This is a genomic window from Moritella sp. (genome assembly GCF_013215705.1).
Taxonomy (GTDB): Bacteria; Pseudomonadota; Gammaproteobacteria; order Enterobacterales; family Moritellaceae; genus Moritella.
The window spans coordinates 1-16085 of record NZ_JABSQR010000005.1 but is presented as its reverse complement, the minus strand read 5'-3'; the positions used below and the strand labels follow the sequence as shown (position 1 = coordinate 16085).

The window sequence follows — 16085 nt, the reverse complement described above, 5'->3', positions numbered from 1 at the left end:
CCGTTACTATTTTCGACAATTATTATTTTCAATAGTTATTATTTTTCAGTCCGTTATTCGTATTACTTAATAATTGAACGCTACCGCCATTTACCCGTCACTAATAAAACAATTATAATCAACAACTTAAAACAAAACAGCGTATTAACCTCAACCTTTACATATAACAATGCAATTCTTAAACCAACTCTGGCAATGTCATGAAATAGATACAAAAAAGCGCCATACCCAATCACGGGGTATAGCGCTCATAAAAATAAGTCATTACAGTGCTTAAGTAGCTTAACGCCATTAAATAATAATAAGCTGTCCGTCTAATGCGCCCGCATCTTTAAGCGCTTCTAAAATTGACATTAAATCACCCGGCGCAATACCAACCTGATTAACGGCGCGGATCAAATCATCGAGGGTCGCACCCGCATCAAGTTTAAACATACGCGCATCTTCTTGCGTTACATTAATGGTCGATTTATTGGTGACCACAGTTTCACCGTTAGCAAACGCGTTGGGCTGTGACACTTCTTGGGTCTCGTTAATGGTGACAGTTAAACCGCCGTGTGTGATCGCCGCAGGTTTTAATCTCACATTTTGGCCAATCACAATCGTGCCGGTACGTGAATTAACAATAATTTTTGCGGATTCGTCTGCCATTTTCAGTTCAAGATTTTCTAATGTCGACAAATAAGCCACACGTTGAGAAATATCACGAGGTGCCAGTACCCGCACAGATGTCGAATCCATTGGATATGCAGTATTAGGACCAACCAGATTATTAATTGAATCCGCAAGTCGTTTCGCGTTGGTAAAATCGCCACGGTGTAAATTAAATGTCAGGTAATCACCATCGCCAAACGGATTGGCAACTTCTTTCTCAACAATCGCACCACTGCTGATACGGCCGACGGTAGGGGTATTAATGATCACCTTTGAACCATCTTTACCTTCAACGCCGAGGCCACCGACAACCAAGCTACCCTGTGCTAACGCATAGACTTGTCCATCAGCACCTTTAAGAAAGGTTTGTAGTAATAAACCACCACGTAAGCTCTTTGCTTCACCGATAGCAGCAACCGTTACATCAATGGTTTGACCTGGTTTCATGAATGCGGGTAATATCGCACTCACTGCAACAGGCGCGACATTTTTAATTTTGACTTTCGCGCCGTCTGGCATAGTAATACCAAAATTATTTAGCATGGTTTTAAAACTTTGCGCTGAGAACGCATTACTTTTTTCACCGGTGCCGGGTAAACCAACCACTAAACCATAACCGATTAATTGGTTATCACGGACCCCTTGCACCGAGCTGATATCTTTAATGCGTGCAGCATGTGCAGAATTGATGCTGACAACAAAAAAGCTTAACAAGATAATACTCATACCAAGTAATACGTTTTGTTGTAATGTAATCCGAGTTAATAATTTCATCTAAATAACCTGTGGTATAGGGTTGTCATTATTCTGGTTAAGCCTTTCAGCACTGCCAACATTATGACAACTGCGAATAATGGCCGTTATATTGCTAGATTGCAATTGTCATACCAAGATGGTATTTACACATAGGTTGAGATTAGAAAGGCCATTTACTGCTGTTCAGGAATTTAGTTGCCCAGCCTTGTACCTGCGCTTCGCCCAAATCATCAATTGCGCCATATTGAATACGCGCATTCGCGATCAAAGAAGAATCGACTTTATTATCAGCATCCACATCTTGTGGACGTAATAAACCAGTAAGGCGAATATACTCACTCCCATTATTTAGCATCAGCCACTTTTCACCACGAATGACTAAGTTATTATTCGGTAACACACGCACGACAGTAACAGAGATATTACCTTTTAAACTGTTACTCTGATCGGCAGAACCATTGCCAGAAAAAGAACTCTTTTGATTTAAACTACCTTCAATCGTATAACCGCCAATAACCACATCTTCACCACCGAGATTGACCGGATCTAATTCAAATGAATTATCTTTACCCAGATTCGAGCTGGCTTGCTTTTTAGCACTGGTTGATTCTGTTAATATCACCGTAATAATGTCACCGACTCGACGTGCTTTAATGTCCGAGAAAATATTATTATTATATTGTGGGTTAAATAACGATCCCGTTACTTTCGCTTGTACTGGATTATCATCGGGTACAATCGGTGCATAATCAGGCGAATCTTGCTGTGGTGTTTCAGCCACATCAGCTGGTTCTTGCGCATCCTCTGTTTTAGTCGGGTCTTCATGTTTAGCGACCACATTTTCTTTTACTTTAACTAACGATGCACAACCTACTAGCTGCATAAAAACAAAAAGAGCAAAGATAAAATTACGCATTATAATTCTCGATGTTATTAATTAATGTTTAACGCTTAGCCGTTAAACTATAGCTGTTGATTGATGTAACTTAACATTTCATCAACCGCTGAAATTACTTTAGAATTCATTTCAAATACCCGCTGGCTTTCAATCAGATTTACTAATTCTTCCGTCACGTTTACATTCGATGTTTCAATCGCACCTTGCACTAATTTACCTAGGCCTTCATTACTTGGAAGACCTTGTACCGGATCACCACTGGCACCCGTTTGAATATACATGTTCTGTCCAATTGGCTGTAAACCACCTGGGTTAACAAAGTCTGAAATATTAATCTGACCAACGGTTTGATTATTTGTCTGGCCCGGTAAACTTACCGAGACTTCACCATCTTCCGAGACGGTAATGGTTTGTGCATCAGCAGGTATTTGGATCTGCGGCTGCAATGGATAACCCGAACCTGGGGTCACGATAATCCCTTCATCATTTAAGGTGAATTGACCGTTACGGGTATATGACGTAGTGCCATCCGGCATTTCAATTTCGAAAAAACCACGGCCACTGACCATTAAATCCAGTGAGTTATCAGTGGTTAACATGTTGCCTTGAGAATGATCTTTTTGGGTCGCGACAACCCGCGCACCCGAACCAACCATTAACCCAGACGGTAATTTGGTATTTTGCGATGATTGACCACCCGGCTGATTTATCGCTTGATACAATAAATCTTCAAAAATAGCGCGCTCTTTCTTAAAACCAACGGTACTGGCATTTGCCAAGTTATTTGAAATCGTTGAAATATTTGCTTGCTGTGCTTCTAAGCCAGTTTTACTGATCCATAATGCCGGATTCATAATGCTTTCCTCGTCTAATTTATACTATTGGGGACTCATCAATGAAAAGTTAATTGATTTGTAATAACGTATCAGATGCTTTGTCATTTTCTTCTGCTGTTTTCATCATTTTTATCTGCATTTCGAATTGACGTTGCAAATTAATCATTCCGGTGAGTTCACCAACAGCACTAACATTACTGGTTTCTAGTGCACCACCAGCAACTTGGACATTAGGGTCGACAACGGCTGGTGTACCATCTGCCAGCCGAAACATACCATCATAGCCTTTAACTAAATTTCGAACATCGGGGTTAACCAGTTTTAATTGGTCGACTTCTTCCAATGCATTTGCCGGTGCTCCCTGAGGACGAACCTCGATACGGCCATCGGCATGGATTTTTATTTGTTCAACGGGTACAGGGATCACGATAGGACCGTTTGCACCAAGTACAGAACGGCCTGAAGATGTCAATAACTCGCCAGTCGGACTCATGTGCAAACTACCGCTACGGGTATAACTTTCCTTGTTCTTATCATCCAGCACACTTAACCAACCATCACCTTGGATCGCAACATCGAGTGCATTACCCGTTTGTTGTAACCCACCACCCGTAAAGTCTTGTCCTGGACTTTCGGTCATAGCAAATACACGGGTTGGTAGACCTTCACCAAAAGCTTGCATTGAACGCGCTTGCTCAAAATCAGCTTTAAAACCATGCGTATTCGCATTGGCCAGATTATTGGCACGAACAGCCAATGCATTCATATTTTCTTTAGCACCCGACATCGAGATATAAAGCATCTTGTCCATTCGTCAATCCTCTGTCACTTTTCGTTGAAATCGTTCATTACCTATCTAATACCAGAGATAAAGCAATTAAAGTGCCAAAATGAAAAAGCCACCCTAAATAGGATGGCTTTTTATCAAAAAATGGGTCTCTGCGGTGAATTACATGTCGAATAATGCTACTTGCTACATGGCTTACTCGCCCGTTACATTAACGGATCTGTAATACCGTATCTTGTAATTTCGAGTTAACCTCTAACGTTCTTGAGTTAGCTTGATAATTACGTTGTGCCGTAATTAAGTTAACCAGTTCACTGGTCAAGTTAACATTTGATTGCTCGAGTGCTGATGAATTAATTTTACCAAAGGTACCGGAGTTGGCTTCGCCAGCAATCGCTGCGCCCGAAAGTTGTGATGCACGCCAGCCCGTATCGCCGGTTTGACTCAAGCCTTGTTCATTGGCGAACTTAGCCATCGCAATCATCCCCAGTTTGTCGTTACGACCATTACTGTAACTCGCCGCGACCATACCATCCGGACCAATATCAATCCCCGTTAGTCGACCCACTGTCGCCCCATCTTGCTCAAGCTTTGAAACTTCAAATGAAGACGCAAACTGAGTCGGGTTATTAATATTAACTTTAATCGTCTGAGTCGTATCCGCACCATTGGTTAAGATAGCCCCCAGTGGCACGGTTTCTGCGATCACAGGAAGTTGTTGCTGCAATAAACCTGATGAATCAAACGTCAATCGCAGGGCGGCCGGTTTCACCGGTGTTCCCGGAGAGGATGCCACAGCCTGACCGCCAACAATATCAACGGGTTGGTCGTCAACATAGTTAAATTCCAACCAGGAATTAGCAGGCGCACCCGCGGTACCATCTTTCACATAATAAGTTGATAAAGTATGTGATTCACCTAATGAATCGTAGATAGAAACAGAGGTAGCCGCGGTATAAGTGCCACTATCAATAGGATCAAATTTAGTGGGGTCTAATAGCGGTGATGTCGCCGGTAAATTCATTGTCATATCAACGTTACCCGTTGATTCTGGCACACCTGCAGTATCAGGTATTTGTAGCGGTTTTGTTGACGCCATACTCACCGCTTTTGGTGAACCGTCATCATTAACATCATAAACTTGCAGATAGTTGCCGGCCGAATTAATGACAAAACTATTCGCATCCAGTTTAAATGCCCCGGCACGTGTATAGTTACGATCCATAGACTCCATACCATCAGACATAACAAAGAAACCATTACCGTTGATCGCCAGATCTAATGAATTTTCGGTAAAATTTAAACTACCTTGCTGGAACTGTTGCGCAATATGGGATGTCGCCACACCGTTACCAACAGAGGTTTTTGCATTTGAGAAAATCGATGTTGCATAAACATCGCCAAACTCAGCGCGAGACTCTTTAAAACCAGTGGTATTAACGTTAGCAATGTTATTTGCCGTGGTATTAAGGTCTTTCTGAGCAGCGTTGATCCCACTCAAGGCGATGTTAAATGACATAAGACTTCCTTATTCAATAAATTTAGTAAGTTTAGTAAGTTTTAGTACCAGCAATTTCGGTTGCTTGACTCAGTGGCAGACTGCCCATTCCTTTCAAGTTCAGAATAATACCGCCGCCGGTATTACCAATGTTGACACTTTCAACATGCTGGAAACTTGAGACCTTAAGATCTTGTGCATTGCCGTCTATCGACGCCGATGCTTTTAAGCGGTAATTTCCTTCCGCCACTTTATTGCCGTTCATGTCTGTGCCGTCCCACTCAAAAGCCACATCCCCCCCTTTTTGCTCACCCAAATTAATAACGTTAATCACCTCACCGACGGGATTGGTAATTTGCAAGCGTAAATTAGGCGCGCTCTGGGGTAACTCAATACGCCCTGACACGTTTTCACCGGCCGATAAAAATGCCGACGATGCCGGCGCTAATACCTTAGTACCCACAAGACTAGAGGCTTGTAACGCTTGGTTTGAGCTCATAATTGTAGTTAACTGCTCAAACTTACTGCCCATGTTAGCAATACCATCAGCGGTAGTGAATGACGCCATCTGCGCCACCATCTCTGAGTTTTCTACCGGTTTGAACGGGTCTTGATAAGCCAGTTCTTGTGTTAGCAAAGAAAAAAAGTCTTCTTGGCCAAGCTCTTTGCGGGTAGTTTCTGCCGCTTGCTCTGCCGCATCCCTTTTTTCAGTTTTAAACTGACTGCTAAAATCAGCTACATTATTACTATTATTAATTGTCGTCACAACCAAATACCCTCTATGAACCCTGACCTAACGCCAATGTCTTATTTAACATTTTCTTAGCTGCATCAGCTATTTGCACGTTAGTCTGGTATGAACGAGATGCGCTAATCATGTTTGCCATCTCTTCCATTATGTTTACATTCGGACGATATACATAACCATTTTCGTCAGCTAATGGATGGTTTGGATTAAATTCATTAACTAATGGTGCATCACTCTCTACAATCCCTGCAACATTCACGCCAACAGCTTCATTTTGCGAAAAATTAGCTTGATCTAATTGCGCTTGGAAAATAGGATAGCGTGCTTTATAGGTCTCACCAGCGCTACTACTCACACTATTTGCATTAGCAAGGTTACTCGCGGTGGTATTTAAACGCACCGATTGTGCACTCATTGCCGACCCGGCAATATCAAAGACTCGAAATAAACTCATAATTATTGTCCTTTAATTGCCTTACGCATAGTTTGAATTTTACTGCTTAAAAATGACAGTGATGCCTGATATTCCATACTATTTTGCATAAAGCTAGTACGTTCAGTTTGCACATCAACGTTATTTCCATCACCAGTATCGGGTTGATTTGGGATTCTATATTGAAGATCAAGCGCCATGCTTCTACCGCCTGATATATGACGTTCACTGGTTTTTGATAAATTAAAACTACTGCCCTGGGTTGCACTAGCAAGGGCATCTTTAAAACTAAAGTCTCTTGCTTTAAAACCTGGCGTGTCGGCATTAGCAATATTACTGGCTAATACCTCTGCACGACGCTCTCTTACGCCAACAGAATATTGGTGTATACCCAATGCATTATCAAAATTAATAGCCATGAACGTCTCCTCTACATTTATATCGTAATCAATCGTATGATAATTACGATGATACAAATTATAAAAGCAACATATGTGCCAAAAGGATGAACAACCGGGTAGTTTTATTTAATTTAGGGTAATTACAGAAAAAACAATGACTTACATTATAACGAAGAATATATATATATTTTGGAAAAGTGTATTATGAGTAGCGGTCGTAAAATGAAACGACAAAAACAGTTTTTTGACGCTGTATGAGGATCAGACACCGACAATAAATGAACATCCATGTTCATACGCTAACTTGCTGTAAGATACGCTATTTAAGTCTATATACGATACCAGGATTACAACGGATCATTTCGAACTTATCCGTCAGTCCAGTCAGGGATTCTGATGCGCCCAAAAATAAGTAACCGCCGGGCTTTAATGCACCGGCAAATTGATTCAGAATCTGACTTTTAATTTTTGGTGAAAAGTAAATAAGGACATTACGGCAAAAAATGATGTCAAATTTTCCCAACAAAGCATAACTTTCTAACAAATTGATTTCACGAAACGATGTTAATTGCTGAACGTCTCGATTCACCTGCATTTTGTCATCAGGTAATATCGTAAAGAACTGACGTTTACGTTCAGCAGATAAACCACGGCCAAGTGCCAAACGATCATAAATACCTGCTTTACAGTGCTTAATCATGGTCGGTGAAATATCAGTACCGACAATCTGTACATTAGGCTTCACTAAACGCTTGAGCTTTTCCTGCGTTTCAATCGCTGACATCGCAATTGAAAACGGTTCTTGCCCAGACGACGATGCCGCTGACCATATTTTTACTGGCAGACCTTTATTGATAAACTCAGGTAAGAGCTTAGCTTGTAAATATTCAAACGGATACACATCGCGAAACCATAACGTTTCATTCGTGGTCATCGCATCAATAACATCATTACGTAAATCCCGCGCTAACATAGTCATCGATTTTTGTACTAGTTCAGTTAAACTTGCCATATTATGTTTTGCCAATAGCGGCAATAAACGACTTTTAACTAAATATTGTTTATTTTGTCCTAATACAATACCGCACTGAATCTCAAGGAATTCACTAAAACGGGTATAAACTTCATTTGACAATGTTTGCACTATTTTTTACTCACTTTCTATATAAAAATATATGTATTCAATATTGCAGGACACCTAGCTAGGGTCAACTGCTTTTAACGCTTTTAATACCGCACCAGCAAGTTCATCAGGGTTAAATTTAGCAATAAAGTCGTTCGCCCCTACTTTTGCCACCATCGCCTGATTAAATACACCACTGAGAGACGTATGCAAAATAACGTACAAATCATTTAATTTCGGATCATTTCTCACTTCCGCAGTCAGGGTATAACCATCCATTACCGGCATTTCGATATCCGAAATCATTAAAGCAACCTGCTCGGAGATAGGTCCCTCTAATGCTATTTCCCGTAATTTATTTAACCCATCACGGCCATCTTTGGCTAATACGATCTTAAAGCCAAGATCAGAAACGGCTTTTTTAATCTGGTTACGCGCCACACTTGAATCATCCACAACCAGGATCACTTTTTCTATTGCTCTCTTATCGATGTCCGTGGCAGTTGCTAATATATCCGCACTGACATCCATTTTAACGGGAGCTACTTCATGCAGGATTTTTTCCACATCAAGTATTTCGACTAACTCTTTATCGACCTCGGTGACGGCCGTTAAATAACTTAATTTACCTGTACCTTTTGGTGGAGGTAAAATGGCTTCCCAGTTAATATTAATAATACGTTCAACACTACCGACTAAAAAACCCTGTATTGAACGATTATATTCAGAAATAATAATAAACGCTTTGCTTAAATCCTCAATAGGACGACCACCCGTCGCTAAGCTTAAGTCAATCACGGAAATAGTTTTACCACGAATATGGGCAACACCGCGCACAACGCTATTCAGCTTAGGTAAAATTGTCAGTGGTGGACATTGCAGTACTTCTTTTACTTTAAATACATTGATACCAAAACGCTGACGCCCGTTTAAGCGGAACATAAGTAATTCTAGACGGTTTTGTCCGACCAACTGTGTGCGTTGATTGACCGTATCGAGTAATCCTGCCATTATCCATCCTCAGGTAAATTTAGCTTGTTATCAACGTGGCTTAAATATTGCTTACCACTGTATTATTCATTTTAATTGATAGTCTACGCGTTAAAGTAGTCAAAAACTTGACTCTTAAATAACTTTATACGTAATCTTTAATCTTATATCGGCTTAGAAACCAAAATGCTTAAATATATTTTCTCGTTGCTGCTTTTCTATTGCTTCAGTGTAGTCAGTTATAGTTCGCTTGCACACGCAACTACGGATAAACATCAAGCAATTGAGAAGTTTGCGGAATCTTTTATCAAAGCGCAATTATTTACCTCTCAGAATGAAAAACTAAGCATAGAAGTAGCTAAAATTGACCGCAGAATAACAGTTACACAGTGTGAAGGTAATATGTCAGCAGAGTTAGTCGGCAATAAAAGCTTACAACGCTCCGCGACAGTAAGAATACGTTGTGATAATGCTGATAACTGGCAACTTCACGTAATTGTGAAGATTATTCGACTGGTACCTGTAGTGGTCAGTAACCGACCTTTATCAAAAGGGAGTCTTTTAACTCAAAACAATACTAAAATAGAATATATGAACCGAGTATTATTACGGTCAGGCTATATTTCTGATTTAGCATTTGTAAATAAAGCGCGCCTTAAAAGGCAACTGTCGGGTAACCAAATGATCTCAACACGGGATATTTGTCTTGTGTGTAAAGGTGAAAACGTTACAATTACCAGTTCAGTGGGAAATTTGACCGTAAAAACGGATGGTGTAGCGTTAGCTAACGGTATTCTGGGTGAAAAAATCAAGGTGCGTAACAATAAATCGAAACGAATTGTTTCAGGTATTGTCCAAGCAGCAGGTATCATCCAAATAAACTATTAAATTATGCTAAAGTTTTATTGTCATGAGTCGATAATATTATTAGTACACCTGTTTACTATTCAATAGGTACAGAAAAATGGCCATAAATTTAACCAATTTAAATAATCGTAGTCTCCAGCTTGATCAAGCGAGAAGTACGCAGCAGAAAGCCAACGTTAGCGCTGGTAATTCTACTCAAGCTTCACCGCAACGAATAGCACAAAGTGACTCGGTTAACATTACATCACAAGCCAAAAGTTTGACCGCTATGGAACATGATTTAGCTCAAGGTACACCCGTTAACGAGTCGAAAGTGGAAAGTTTGAAAAAAGCCATTGCTGATGGTAGCTATCAAATAGATGCGAATAAATTAGCAAAGAACATGTCTAACTTCGAAGCTTTACTCGCATAACCAGTGCACTGTAAATACTGATGACAATGACAACATTACCTGAATTACTTGGTTTACAAGTATCATATGTAGAACAGTTACTGGCTCTATTAACCGCTGAAAAATCAGCGCTAGAGTCACGCGATGTCACAGCTTTAGAAAAGCTCAGTCCAGAAAAACAGCAGCAGATAACCCAAATTGCTGAACTCGATGTAAAAATAAGTCAGCATGCGGACGCTGCAGTATTACTGACTACCTATCTTGCTCAAAAACAACAAATTGAAACCGAACTCTCTCGATGCCAAGAATTGAATGACGTTAATGGTAAACTTATTGAGCTTAATCTACGTAATACCAAACGACTAACCGATACCATTATCCGTAGTCGCTCACGTAACAATATTACCTATGACAAGTTAGGCCGTACTCGCGGATCCTTCTCAACACTTGGCATGAAGTTCAAAACGTAACACATCCAGAAATTAGTACTCTCGATCAACATACTCTATTCCCCCTCCCCTTTAATTAACAAACCGTTACATTAATCGCTAAACCGCCTTTCGATGTCTCTTTATACTTATTTTTCATATCATCTCCTGTGGCTTTCATAGTTTTAATCACTTGATCAAGCGACACTTTATGATCTCCAGACCCCATACGCGCCATACGCGACGCATTAATTGCTTTCACTGCACCAATGGCATTACGTTCAATACACGGGATCTGCACCAAACCCGCAACAGGATCACAAGTCAATCCCAAATTATGTTCCATGCCGATCTCGGCAGCATGTTCAACTTGCTCTAGTGTCCCACCTCTTATGGCAGTCAAACCCGCGGCGGCCATAGAGCAAGCAACCCCGACTTCCCCCTGACAACCCACTTCGGCACCAGAAATAGACGCATTCTTCTTATATAAGGTGCCAATAGCCGCACAGGTAAGCAGATAGGTCTTAATTTTTTCTTCCGTTAGTGGACTAACAAATTGATCATAAAAATACATTACCGCAGGAATAATCCCCGCAGCACCATTGGTCGGCGCAGTCACGACTCGTCCACCTGCGGCATTCTCTTCATTTACCGCCATCGCATACATATTAACGAAATCCATGCCGTGGAAAGTATCATCCTTGGCATCTGGTGCTTGTAACTTTTCAAATAGTTCAGGTGCCCGGCGTCGTACCTTTAAGCCACCAGGTAAAATACCTTTATTACGGCAACCACGATGAATACAGTCCACCATTATGCTATGTAGCTGTAATATTTTTTCATTAATGACATCATCGGTATTTAATTGCCGCTCATTTTCGTACATGAGTTTAGCGATAGATAATCCGTGTAAGCGACAAGTAGCGAGGAGTTCATCGGCACTATCAAATTTATATTTTGGCGGGATCTCTGCATTGACTTCCAAAGGGTTATCAATATGCTCATGGTCAAGAATAAAACCACCACCAATCGAATAATAAGTTTTAGTTAACACGATGCTATCTTTACTTAGTGCAACTATCGTCATCGCATTGCTGTGATAAGACAACCTTTTACGCTGATGCAATATAATACTTTCGGCACGATTAAAAGGGATAAAACCAATGCCACTCATACTGATACCTTGTTGCTCATCTATCTCCTTCAATATTGACGCAACTTGTTCCGAGTCTATTTTATCCGGCTCATAACCCGCTAAACCTAAGATCACCGCAATATCACTGCCATGACCAATCCCGGTTTGCCCTAACGAACCAAATAGTTCTGCATTTACACCGACTATCGACTCGCGGTTATCCAATGCTTTGAGGTGTTGTAAAAAATCAAATGCAGCGCGCATAGGACCAACGGTATGTGAACTAGATGGCCCAATACCGATACTAAACATATCAAAGGTACTGATCATAAAATACTGCCTGATTAATGAATATTGCATACTGTAGGTATAGCACATCATCGTTCATGCAATTTTATTACTATTTTGAAAAAACATTACGACTATAATTAGTTATAAACATACATACATTTTGCCTGTAAAGTCGGCATTAACACTACATTCATGCTGTTTAAGCCATTTTAACCGTAATAAAGTCACAAACATCAATGAGTCGATGCTAAACATAAGTAAAAAATGTAATAATAGTTCGACTTACTTCATATTTTTTACATAATTGCCGTAATAAATATCCAACAAGGTTTATAATGCGCTATAGATTCATATTTACCTTACATTACATTACATTATCATGCGCCCATTGCGGAGCTTGCCAGGGAAATATCATGAGTATGCTCGAAAAAATCATCCAAAATTTAGAAATATTCAGTAAGTCTGAAAAAAAGGTTGCTGATGTTATTCTAGAATCTCCGCAATCTGCTATTCATTCAAGTATTGCGACACTTGCCAAAGTGGCAAATGTAAGTGAGCCGACAGTTAACCGTTTTTGCCGCCGTTTAGACACCAAAGGTTACCCGGATTTTAAATTGCATTTAGCACAAAGCTTGGCTAACGGTACGCCATACGTAAACAGAAACGTAGAAGCCAATGATGGTCCAGAAGTTTATACCAACAAGATCTTTGAATCGACCATCGCTCATTTAGACTCAGCAAAAAACAGTTTAGATCCAGAACTCGTTAACAAAGCAGTTGATCTTCTGATCCAAGCCAAACAGATCTCTTTCTTTGGTTTAGGCGCTTCAGCTTCTGTAGCGCGTGATGCTGAAAATAAATTTTTCCGCTTTAACGTACCCGTCATTTGCTTTGATGACATCATGATGCAACGTATGAGCGTAATTAACAGTACCGAGGATTCGGTGGTGGTTTTATTCTCACATACGGGTCGAACTAAAAGTATGGTTGATGTGGCGAAACTAGCCCGTGAAAATGATGCTATCGTGATTGGCATCACCGCAGAAAAATCTCCATTGGCAGAATATTGCAACTTGGTTATTTCACTCGATGTGTTAGAGGACACAGATGTTTATATGCCAATGGCATCACGTGTCGCGCAGTTAGTACTGGTAGACGTACTCGCCACAGGCTTCACATTACGTCGCGGTGATAAATTCCGCGAGAACTTGAAGAAAGTTAAGTCTGCGATTAGAGATTCGCGCTTTAACAAAATAGATTAATAAAAAATGGCCACATTAAGTGGTCATTTTTTTACCTGTCACTTTTTTACATATTCTTGTCACCAAACGGTAATCAAACCTCGACATACTAATGCTGTTTTAGATCACCACTTGTCTGACAGAGTAGATTAACTAAAATCATCTCATAAATCATTTGGAGTTATCATGTTACGTCGTACTAAAATTGTAACCACCCTAGGTCCAGCAACAGATCGTGATAATAATTTAGAAAAAATAATTCTTGCCGGTGCCAATATGGTTCGCATGAACTTTTCTCACGGCAACGCCGAAGACCACATCAAGCGTGCCAAAGACGTTCGTGCTATAGCTAAAAAGCACAATAAACACGTGGCTATTTTAGGTGACTTACAAGGTCCTAAGATCCGTGTATCTAAATTCACAGACGGGAAGATCCAATTAAACCTTGGTGACAAATTCTGTCTAGATGCAGACTTTGATAAAACGGCGGGTAACCAAGAGCGCGTTAGTATCGATTACCCTGAATTATCAAAAGATGTATTCGCGGGTGATGTACTACTGCTTGACGATGGCCGCGTGCAATTAAAAGTAATCGAAATTAAAGGCCAACAGATCCACACTGAAGTAACAGTAGCGGGCCCGTTATCCAATAACAAAGGTATCAACAAGCAAGGCGGTGGTTTATCTGCTGACGCGTTGACCGACAAAGATAAAGCAGACATTATTACTGCGGCTAAAATTGACGTAGACTTTATTGCAGTTTCTTTCCCGCGTAACGGCAATGATATCAATTATGCCCGTGAACTTGTTCGTGCTGCGGGCTCTAATGCAAAAATTTGTGCCAAAGTAGAGCGTGCAGAGACGGTAGCGTCAAAAGAAAGCATGATAGATATTATCCTAGCATCTGATGCAATTATGGTGGCACGTGGCGATCTAGGCGTTGAGATTGGCGATGCGGCACTTGTGGGTGTACAGAAATCTCTCATCAATTTATCGCGTAAATATAACCGTGTTGTGATCACTGCAACACAAATGATGGAATCAATGATCACCAGCCCAATGCCAACACGTGCAGAAGTGATGGACGTAGCGAATGCGGTACTTGATGGTACAGATGCTGTCATGTTGTCTGCAGAGACTGCGGCGGGAGATTTCCCCGTCGAAACAGTGAAAGCGATGGCAGAAGTATGCTTAGGCGCAGAAACACACCCAAGCATCAATGTATCAAATCACCGTATTGACTATACATTCGACTCAATTGAAGAAACAATTGCCATGTCGACTATGTATGCTGCGAACCACCTAAAAGGTGTAAAAGCGATTGTGGCATTAAGTGAATCCGGTACTACGCCATTATTGATGTCACGCATCAGTTCGGGGTTACCTATCTTCTGCTTATCTCCACATCAGAAAACATTGAATGCGACAGCGCTTTACCGTGGTGTAACCCCCTTACAGTTTTGCACTGAAGGTTTATCGCAGAAACAGATCGTCGAAGGTACTTACGCGGTACTGAAAGAAACTGGCCAAGTTAAAGCCGGCGACATCATCTTACTCACGTTAGGCGATAAAATGGATACTGTTGGTTCAACAAACACTTGCAAGATCCTAACAATAAAATAAGTATTTTTTTATTCAGACATAAAAAAACCGAGGCTACTATATAAGATAGCAGTCTCGGTTTTTTTATTATTCTTTATTAAAAATCTAACCCGTAGGCTAGATTTTAATTCGTCGCTCAGTTAAAACTTAAGCTACTTTATCGTTTTTTGTTACTTTAGAAATACCCGCAAACTCTTCTGGAGTGAATGAGTCAACGCTAATCGCAGCAAAACGTAGTTCATCAGCAGCTAATAATTCATCTGCTTCAACTTGGGTAATGATACCTTTTTCAACAGCAAGTGGCGCAGCAACTTTCGCCGCTAACTTACGTGGAATAGTACCTTTCGATGCTGCAATCGCAATTTTCTTCTCGATTGGCTCCACTTTATACATAGCTTGGAACGCAGATTCCATATCAAACATCGTCGTGTTTGCATCGTTGGCGTCACCAACATAACAAAGGTGTGTCAGACGGTCACGTGCTTCGCTTGGTTTAAGCAGCACTTTACAAATTGCTTTTGCTGTATCATCAGCAGGCATTTTATAGCTGATGCCGAATGGGAATACCACAACTTTAAGCGTATTAGCAATTGCTTTGTTACCGAAGTTTTGGAAGAAACCAGAAAATGCTTTACCAATTTCAAACAAGTTACGTTCGATAGCCCAAGACAACATAGGTAGATCTTCAGCTTGACGACCTTGCTCTTCAAAATGTTTCAACGTTGCAGACGCAAGGTACAAGTTACTTAGTACATCACCTAAACGTGCAGAAATCATTTCACGACGTTTCAAGTCACCACCAAGCACAAGCATAGATACGTCAGCACACAATGCTAATGCTTTACTCATACGCGTAAGTTGCTTGTAGTATTTCTTGGTAGGACCCGATACTGGCGCAGAATTTAATAAACCACCAGTTAGACCTTGACCTAATGCACCAAAGAAGTTTTTCGTACCAAAGGCAATATGCTTAAACAATAATTCGTCAAATTGCTCTAAACCTTCT

General features: G+C 40.6%; 17 protein-coding genes. 5 read left to right on the top strand and 12 right to left on the bottom strand.

Annotated features, from left to right (window positions below):
• Positions 1–291 precede the first annotated feature (291 nt).
• From HRT96_RS01900 to HRT96_RS01855, 10 genes are all read right to left on the bottom strand, one after another.
• Positions 292–1428: a flagellar basal body P-ring protein FlgI gene (locus HRT96_RS01900; RefSeq protein ID WP_293131299.1), complete on the bottom strand. Its 1137-nt coding sequence runs from the start codon at positions 1426–1428 to the stop codon at positions 292–294.
• A 142-nt stretch (positions 1429–1570) separates the two neighbouring features.
• Positions 1571–2326: a flagellar basal body L-ring protein FlgH gene (locus HRT96_RS01895; RefSeq protein ID WP_293131302.1), complete on the bottom strand. Its 756-nt coding sequence runs from the start codon at positions 2324–2326 to the stop codon at positions 1571–1573.
• Positions 2327–2373: 47 nt separating this feature from the next.
• Complete coding sequence (gene flgG / locus HRT96_RS01890) at positions 2374–3162, bottom strand: flagellar basal-body rod protein FlgG (RefSeq protein ID WP_293151439.1); 789 nt, start codon at positions 3160–3162, stop codon at positions 2374–2376.
• A 49-nt stretch (positions 3163–3211) separates the two neighbouring features.
• Positions 3212–3955 carry a flagellar basal-body rod protein FlgF gene (gene flgF / locus HRT96_RS01885; RefSeq protein WP_293151437.1) on the bottom strand — a complete coding sequence of 248 codons (744 nt, stop codon included), beginning with the start codon at positions 3953–3955 and terminating at the stop codon, positions 3212–3214.
• A gap of 187 nt (positions 3956–4142) precedes the next feature.
• Positions 4143–5450: a flagellar hook protein FlgE gene (gene flgE / locus HRT96_RS01880; RefSeq protein WP_293151434.1), complete on the bottom strand. Its 1308-nt coding sequence runs from the start codon at positions 5448–5450 to the stop codon at positions 4143–4145.
• Positions 5451–5481: 31 nt separating this feature from the next.
• Positions 5482–6195 (bottom strand): flagellar hook assembly protein FlgD, encoded by a 714-nt coding sequence (locus HRT96_RS01875; protein WP_293151431.1) that lies wholly within the window; start codon positions 6193–6195, stop codon positions 5482–5484.
• Between the two features lie 13 nt (positions 6196–6208).
• A complete protein-coding gene (gene flgC, locus HRT96_RS01870) occupies positions 6209–6631 on the bottom strand; it encodes a flagellar basal body rod protein FlgC (protein WP_006033999.1) in 423 nt (140 codons plus the stop codon).
• 2 nt (positions 6632–6633) lie between these two features.
• Positions 6634–7029: a flagellar basal body rod protein FlgB gene (flgB, locus tag HRT96_RS01865; RefSeq protein WP_293151428.1), complete on the bottom strand. Its 396-nt coding sequence runs from the start codon at positions 7027–7029 to the stop codon at positions 6634–6636.
• 301 nt (positions 7030–7330) lie between these two features.
• Positions 7331–8155 carry a protein-glutamate O-methyltransferase CheR gene (locus HRT96_RS01860; RefSeq protein WP_293151425.1) on the bottom strand — a complete coding sequence of 275 codons (825 nt, stop codon included), beginning with the start codon at positions 8153–8155 and terminating at the stop codon, positions 7331–7333.
• A 54-nt stretch (positions 8156–8209) separates the two neighbouring features.
• Entirely contained in the window at positions 8210–9145 is a 936-nt protein-coding gene (locus HRT96_RS01855; RefSeq protein ID WP_293151423.1) for a chemotaxis protein CheV, read from the bottom strand.
• Positions 9146–9310: 165 nt separating this feature from the next.
• Between HRT96_RS01855 and flgA the strand changes: the two genes are divergently transcribed.
• The 3 genes from flgA (at position 9311) to HRT96_RS01840 (ending at position 10852) form a co-directional block, all read left to right on the top strand.
• On the top strand, positions 9311–10012 hold the full coding sequence (gene flgA / locus HRT96_RS01850) for a flagellar basal body P-ring formation chaperone FlgA (RefSeq protein ID WP_293151420.1): 702 nt from the start codon (positions 9311–9313) through the stop codon (positions 10010–10012).
• A 76-nt stretch (positions 10013–10088) separates the two neighbouring features.
• On the top strand, positions 10089–10403 hold the full coding sequence (flgM, locus tag HRT96_RS01845; RefSeq protein WP_293151417.1) for a flagellar biosynthesis anti-sigma factor FlgM: 315 nt from the start codon (positions 10089–10091) through the stop codon (positions 10401–10403).
• A gap of 20 nt (positions 10404–10423) precedes the next feature.
• Positions 10424–10852, top strand: a complete 429-nt coding sequence (locus HRT96_RS01840) for a flagella synthesis protein FlgN (RefSeq protein WP_293151414.1) — start codon at positions 10424–10426, stop codon at positions 10850–10852.
• Between the two features lie 55 nt (positions 10853–10907).
• Here the strand turns inward: HRT96_RS01840 and HRT96_RS01835 are convergent, their stop codons facing one another.
• Positions 10908–12275 carry an L-serine ammonia-lyase gene (locus HRT96_RS01835; protein ID WP_293151411.1) on the bottom strand — a complete coding sequence of 456 codons (1368 nt, stop codon included), beginning with the start codon at positions 12273–12275 and terminating at the stop codon, positions 10908–10910.
• Between the two features lie 374 nt (positions 12276–12649).
• Between HRT96_RS01835 and HRT96_RS01830 the strand changes: the two genes are divergently transcribed.
• A complete protein-coding gene (locus HRT96_RS01830; RefSeq protein ID WP_293151408.1) occupies positions 12650–13498 on the top strand; it encodes a MurR/RpiR family transcriptional regulator in 849 nt (282 codons plus the stop codon).
• A 165-nt stretch (positions 13499–13663) separates the two neighbouring features.
• Positions 13664–15100: a pyruvate kinase gene (gene pyk, locus HRT96_RS01825; protein ID WP_293151405.1), complete on the top strand. Its 1437-nt coding sequence runs from the start codon at positions 13664–13666 to the stop codon at positions 15098–15100.
• 126 nt (positions 15101–15226) lie between these two features.
• Here the strand turns inward: pyk and HRT96_RS01820 are convergent.
• Positions 15227–16085 (bottom strand): acyl-CoA dehydrogenase domain-containing protein (locus tag HRT96_RS01820; RefSeq protein ID WP_293151402.1); only part of this gene is annotated, 859 nt, incomplete at its 5' end.

Coding starts and splice junctions, on each gene's coding strand:
- HRT96_RS01900 (WP_293131299.1), bottom strand. CDS start 1,428: ATGAAATTATTAACTCGGATTACATTACAACAAAACGTATTACTTGGT.
- HRT96_RS01895 (WP_293131302.1), bottom strand. CDS start 2,326: ATGCGTAATTTTATCTTTGCTCTTTTTGTTTTTATGCAGCTAGTAGGT.
- flgG (WP_293151439.1), bottom strand. CDS start 3,162: ATGAATCCGGCATTATGGATCAGTAAAACTGGCTTAGAAGCACAGCAA.
- flgF (WP_293151437.1), bottom strand. CDS start 3,955: ATGGACAAGATGCTTTATATCTCGATGTCGGGTGCTAAAGAAAATATG.
- flgE (WP_293151434.1), bottom strand. CDS start 5,450: ATGTCATTTAACATCGCCTTGAGTGGGATCAACGCTGCTCAGAAAGAC.
- flgC (WP_006033999.1), bottom strand. CDS start 6,631: ATGAGTTTATTTCGAGTCTTTGATATTGCCGGGTCGGCAATGAGTGCA.
- flgB (WP_293151428.1), bottom strand. CDS start 7,029: ATGGCTATTAATTTTGATAATGCATTGGGTATACACCAATATTCTGTT.
- HRT96_RS01855 (WP_293151423.1), bottom strand. CDS start 9,145: ATGGCAGGATTACTCGATACGGTCAATCAACGCACACAGTTGGTCGGA.
- flgA (WP_293151420.1), top strand. CDS start 9,311: ATGCTTAAATATATTTTCTCGTTGCTGCTTTTCTATTGCTTCAGTGTA.
- flgM (WP_293151417.1), top strand. CDS start 10,089: ATGGCCATAAATTTAACCAATTTAAATAATCGTAGTCTCCAGCTTGAT.
- HRT96_RS01840 (WP_293151414.1), top strand. CDS start 10,424: ATGACAATGACAACATTACCTGAATTACTTGGTTTACAAGTATCATAT.
- HRT96_RS01835 (WP_293151411.1), bottom strand. CDS start 12,275: ATGATCAGTACCTTTGATATGTTTAGTATCGGTATTGGGCCATCTAGT.
- HRT96_RS01830 (WP_293151408.1), top strand. CDS start 12,650: ATGAGTATGCTCGAAAAAATCATCCAAAATTTAGAAATATTCAGTAAG.
- pyk (WP_293151405.1), top strand. CDS start 13,664: ATGTTACGTCGTACTAAAATTGTAACCACCCTAGGTCCAGCAACAGAT.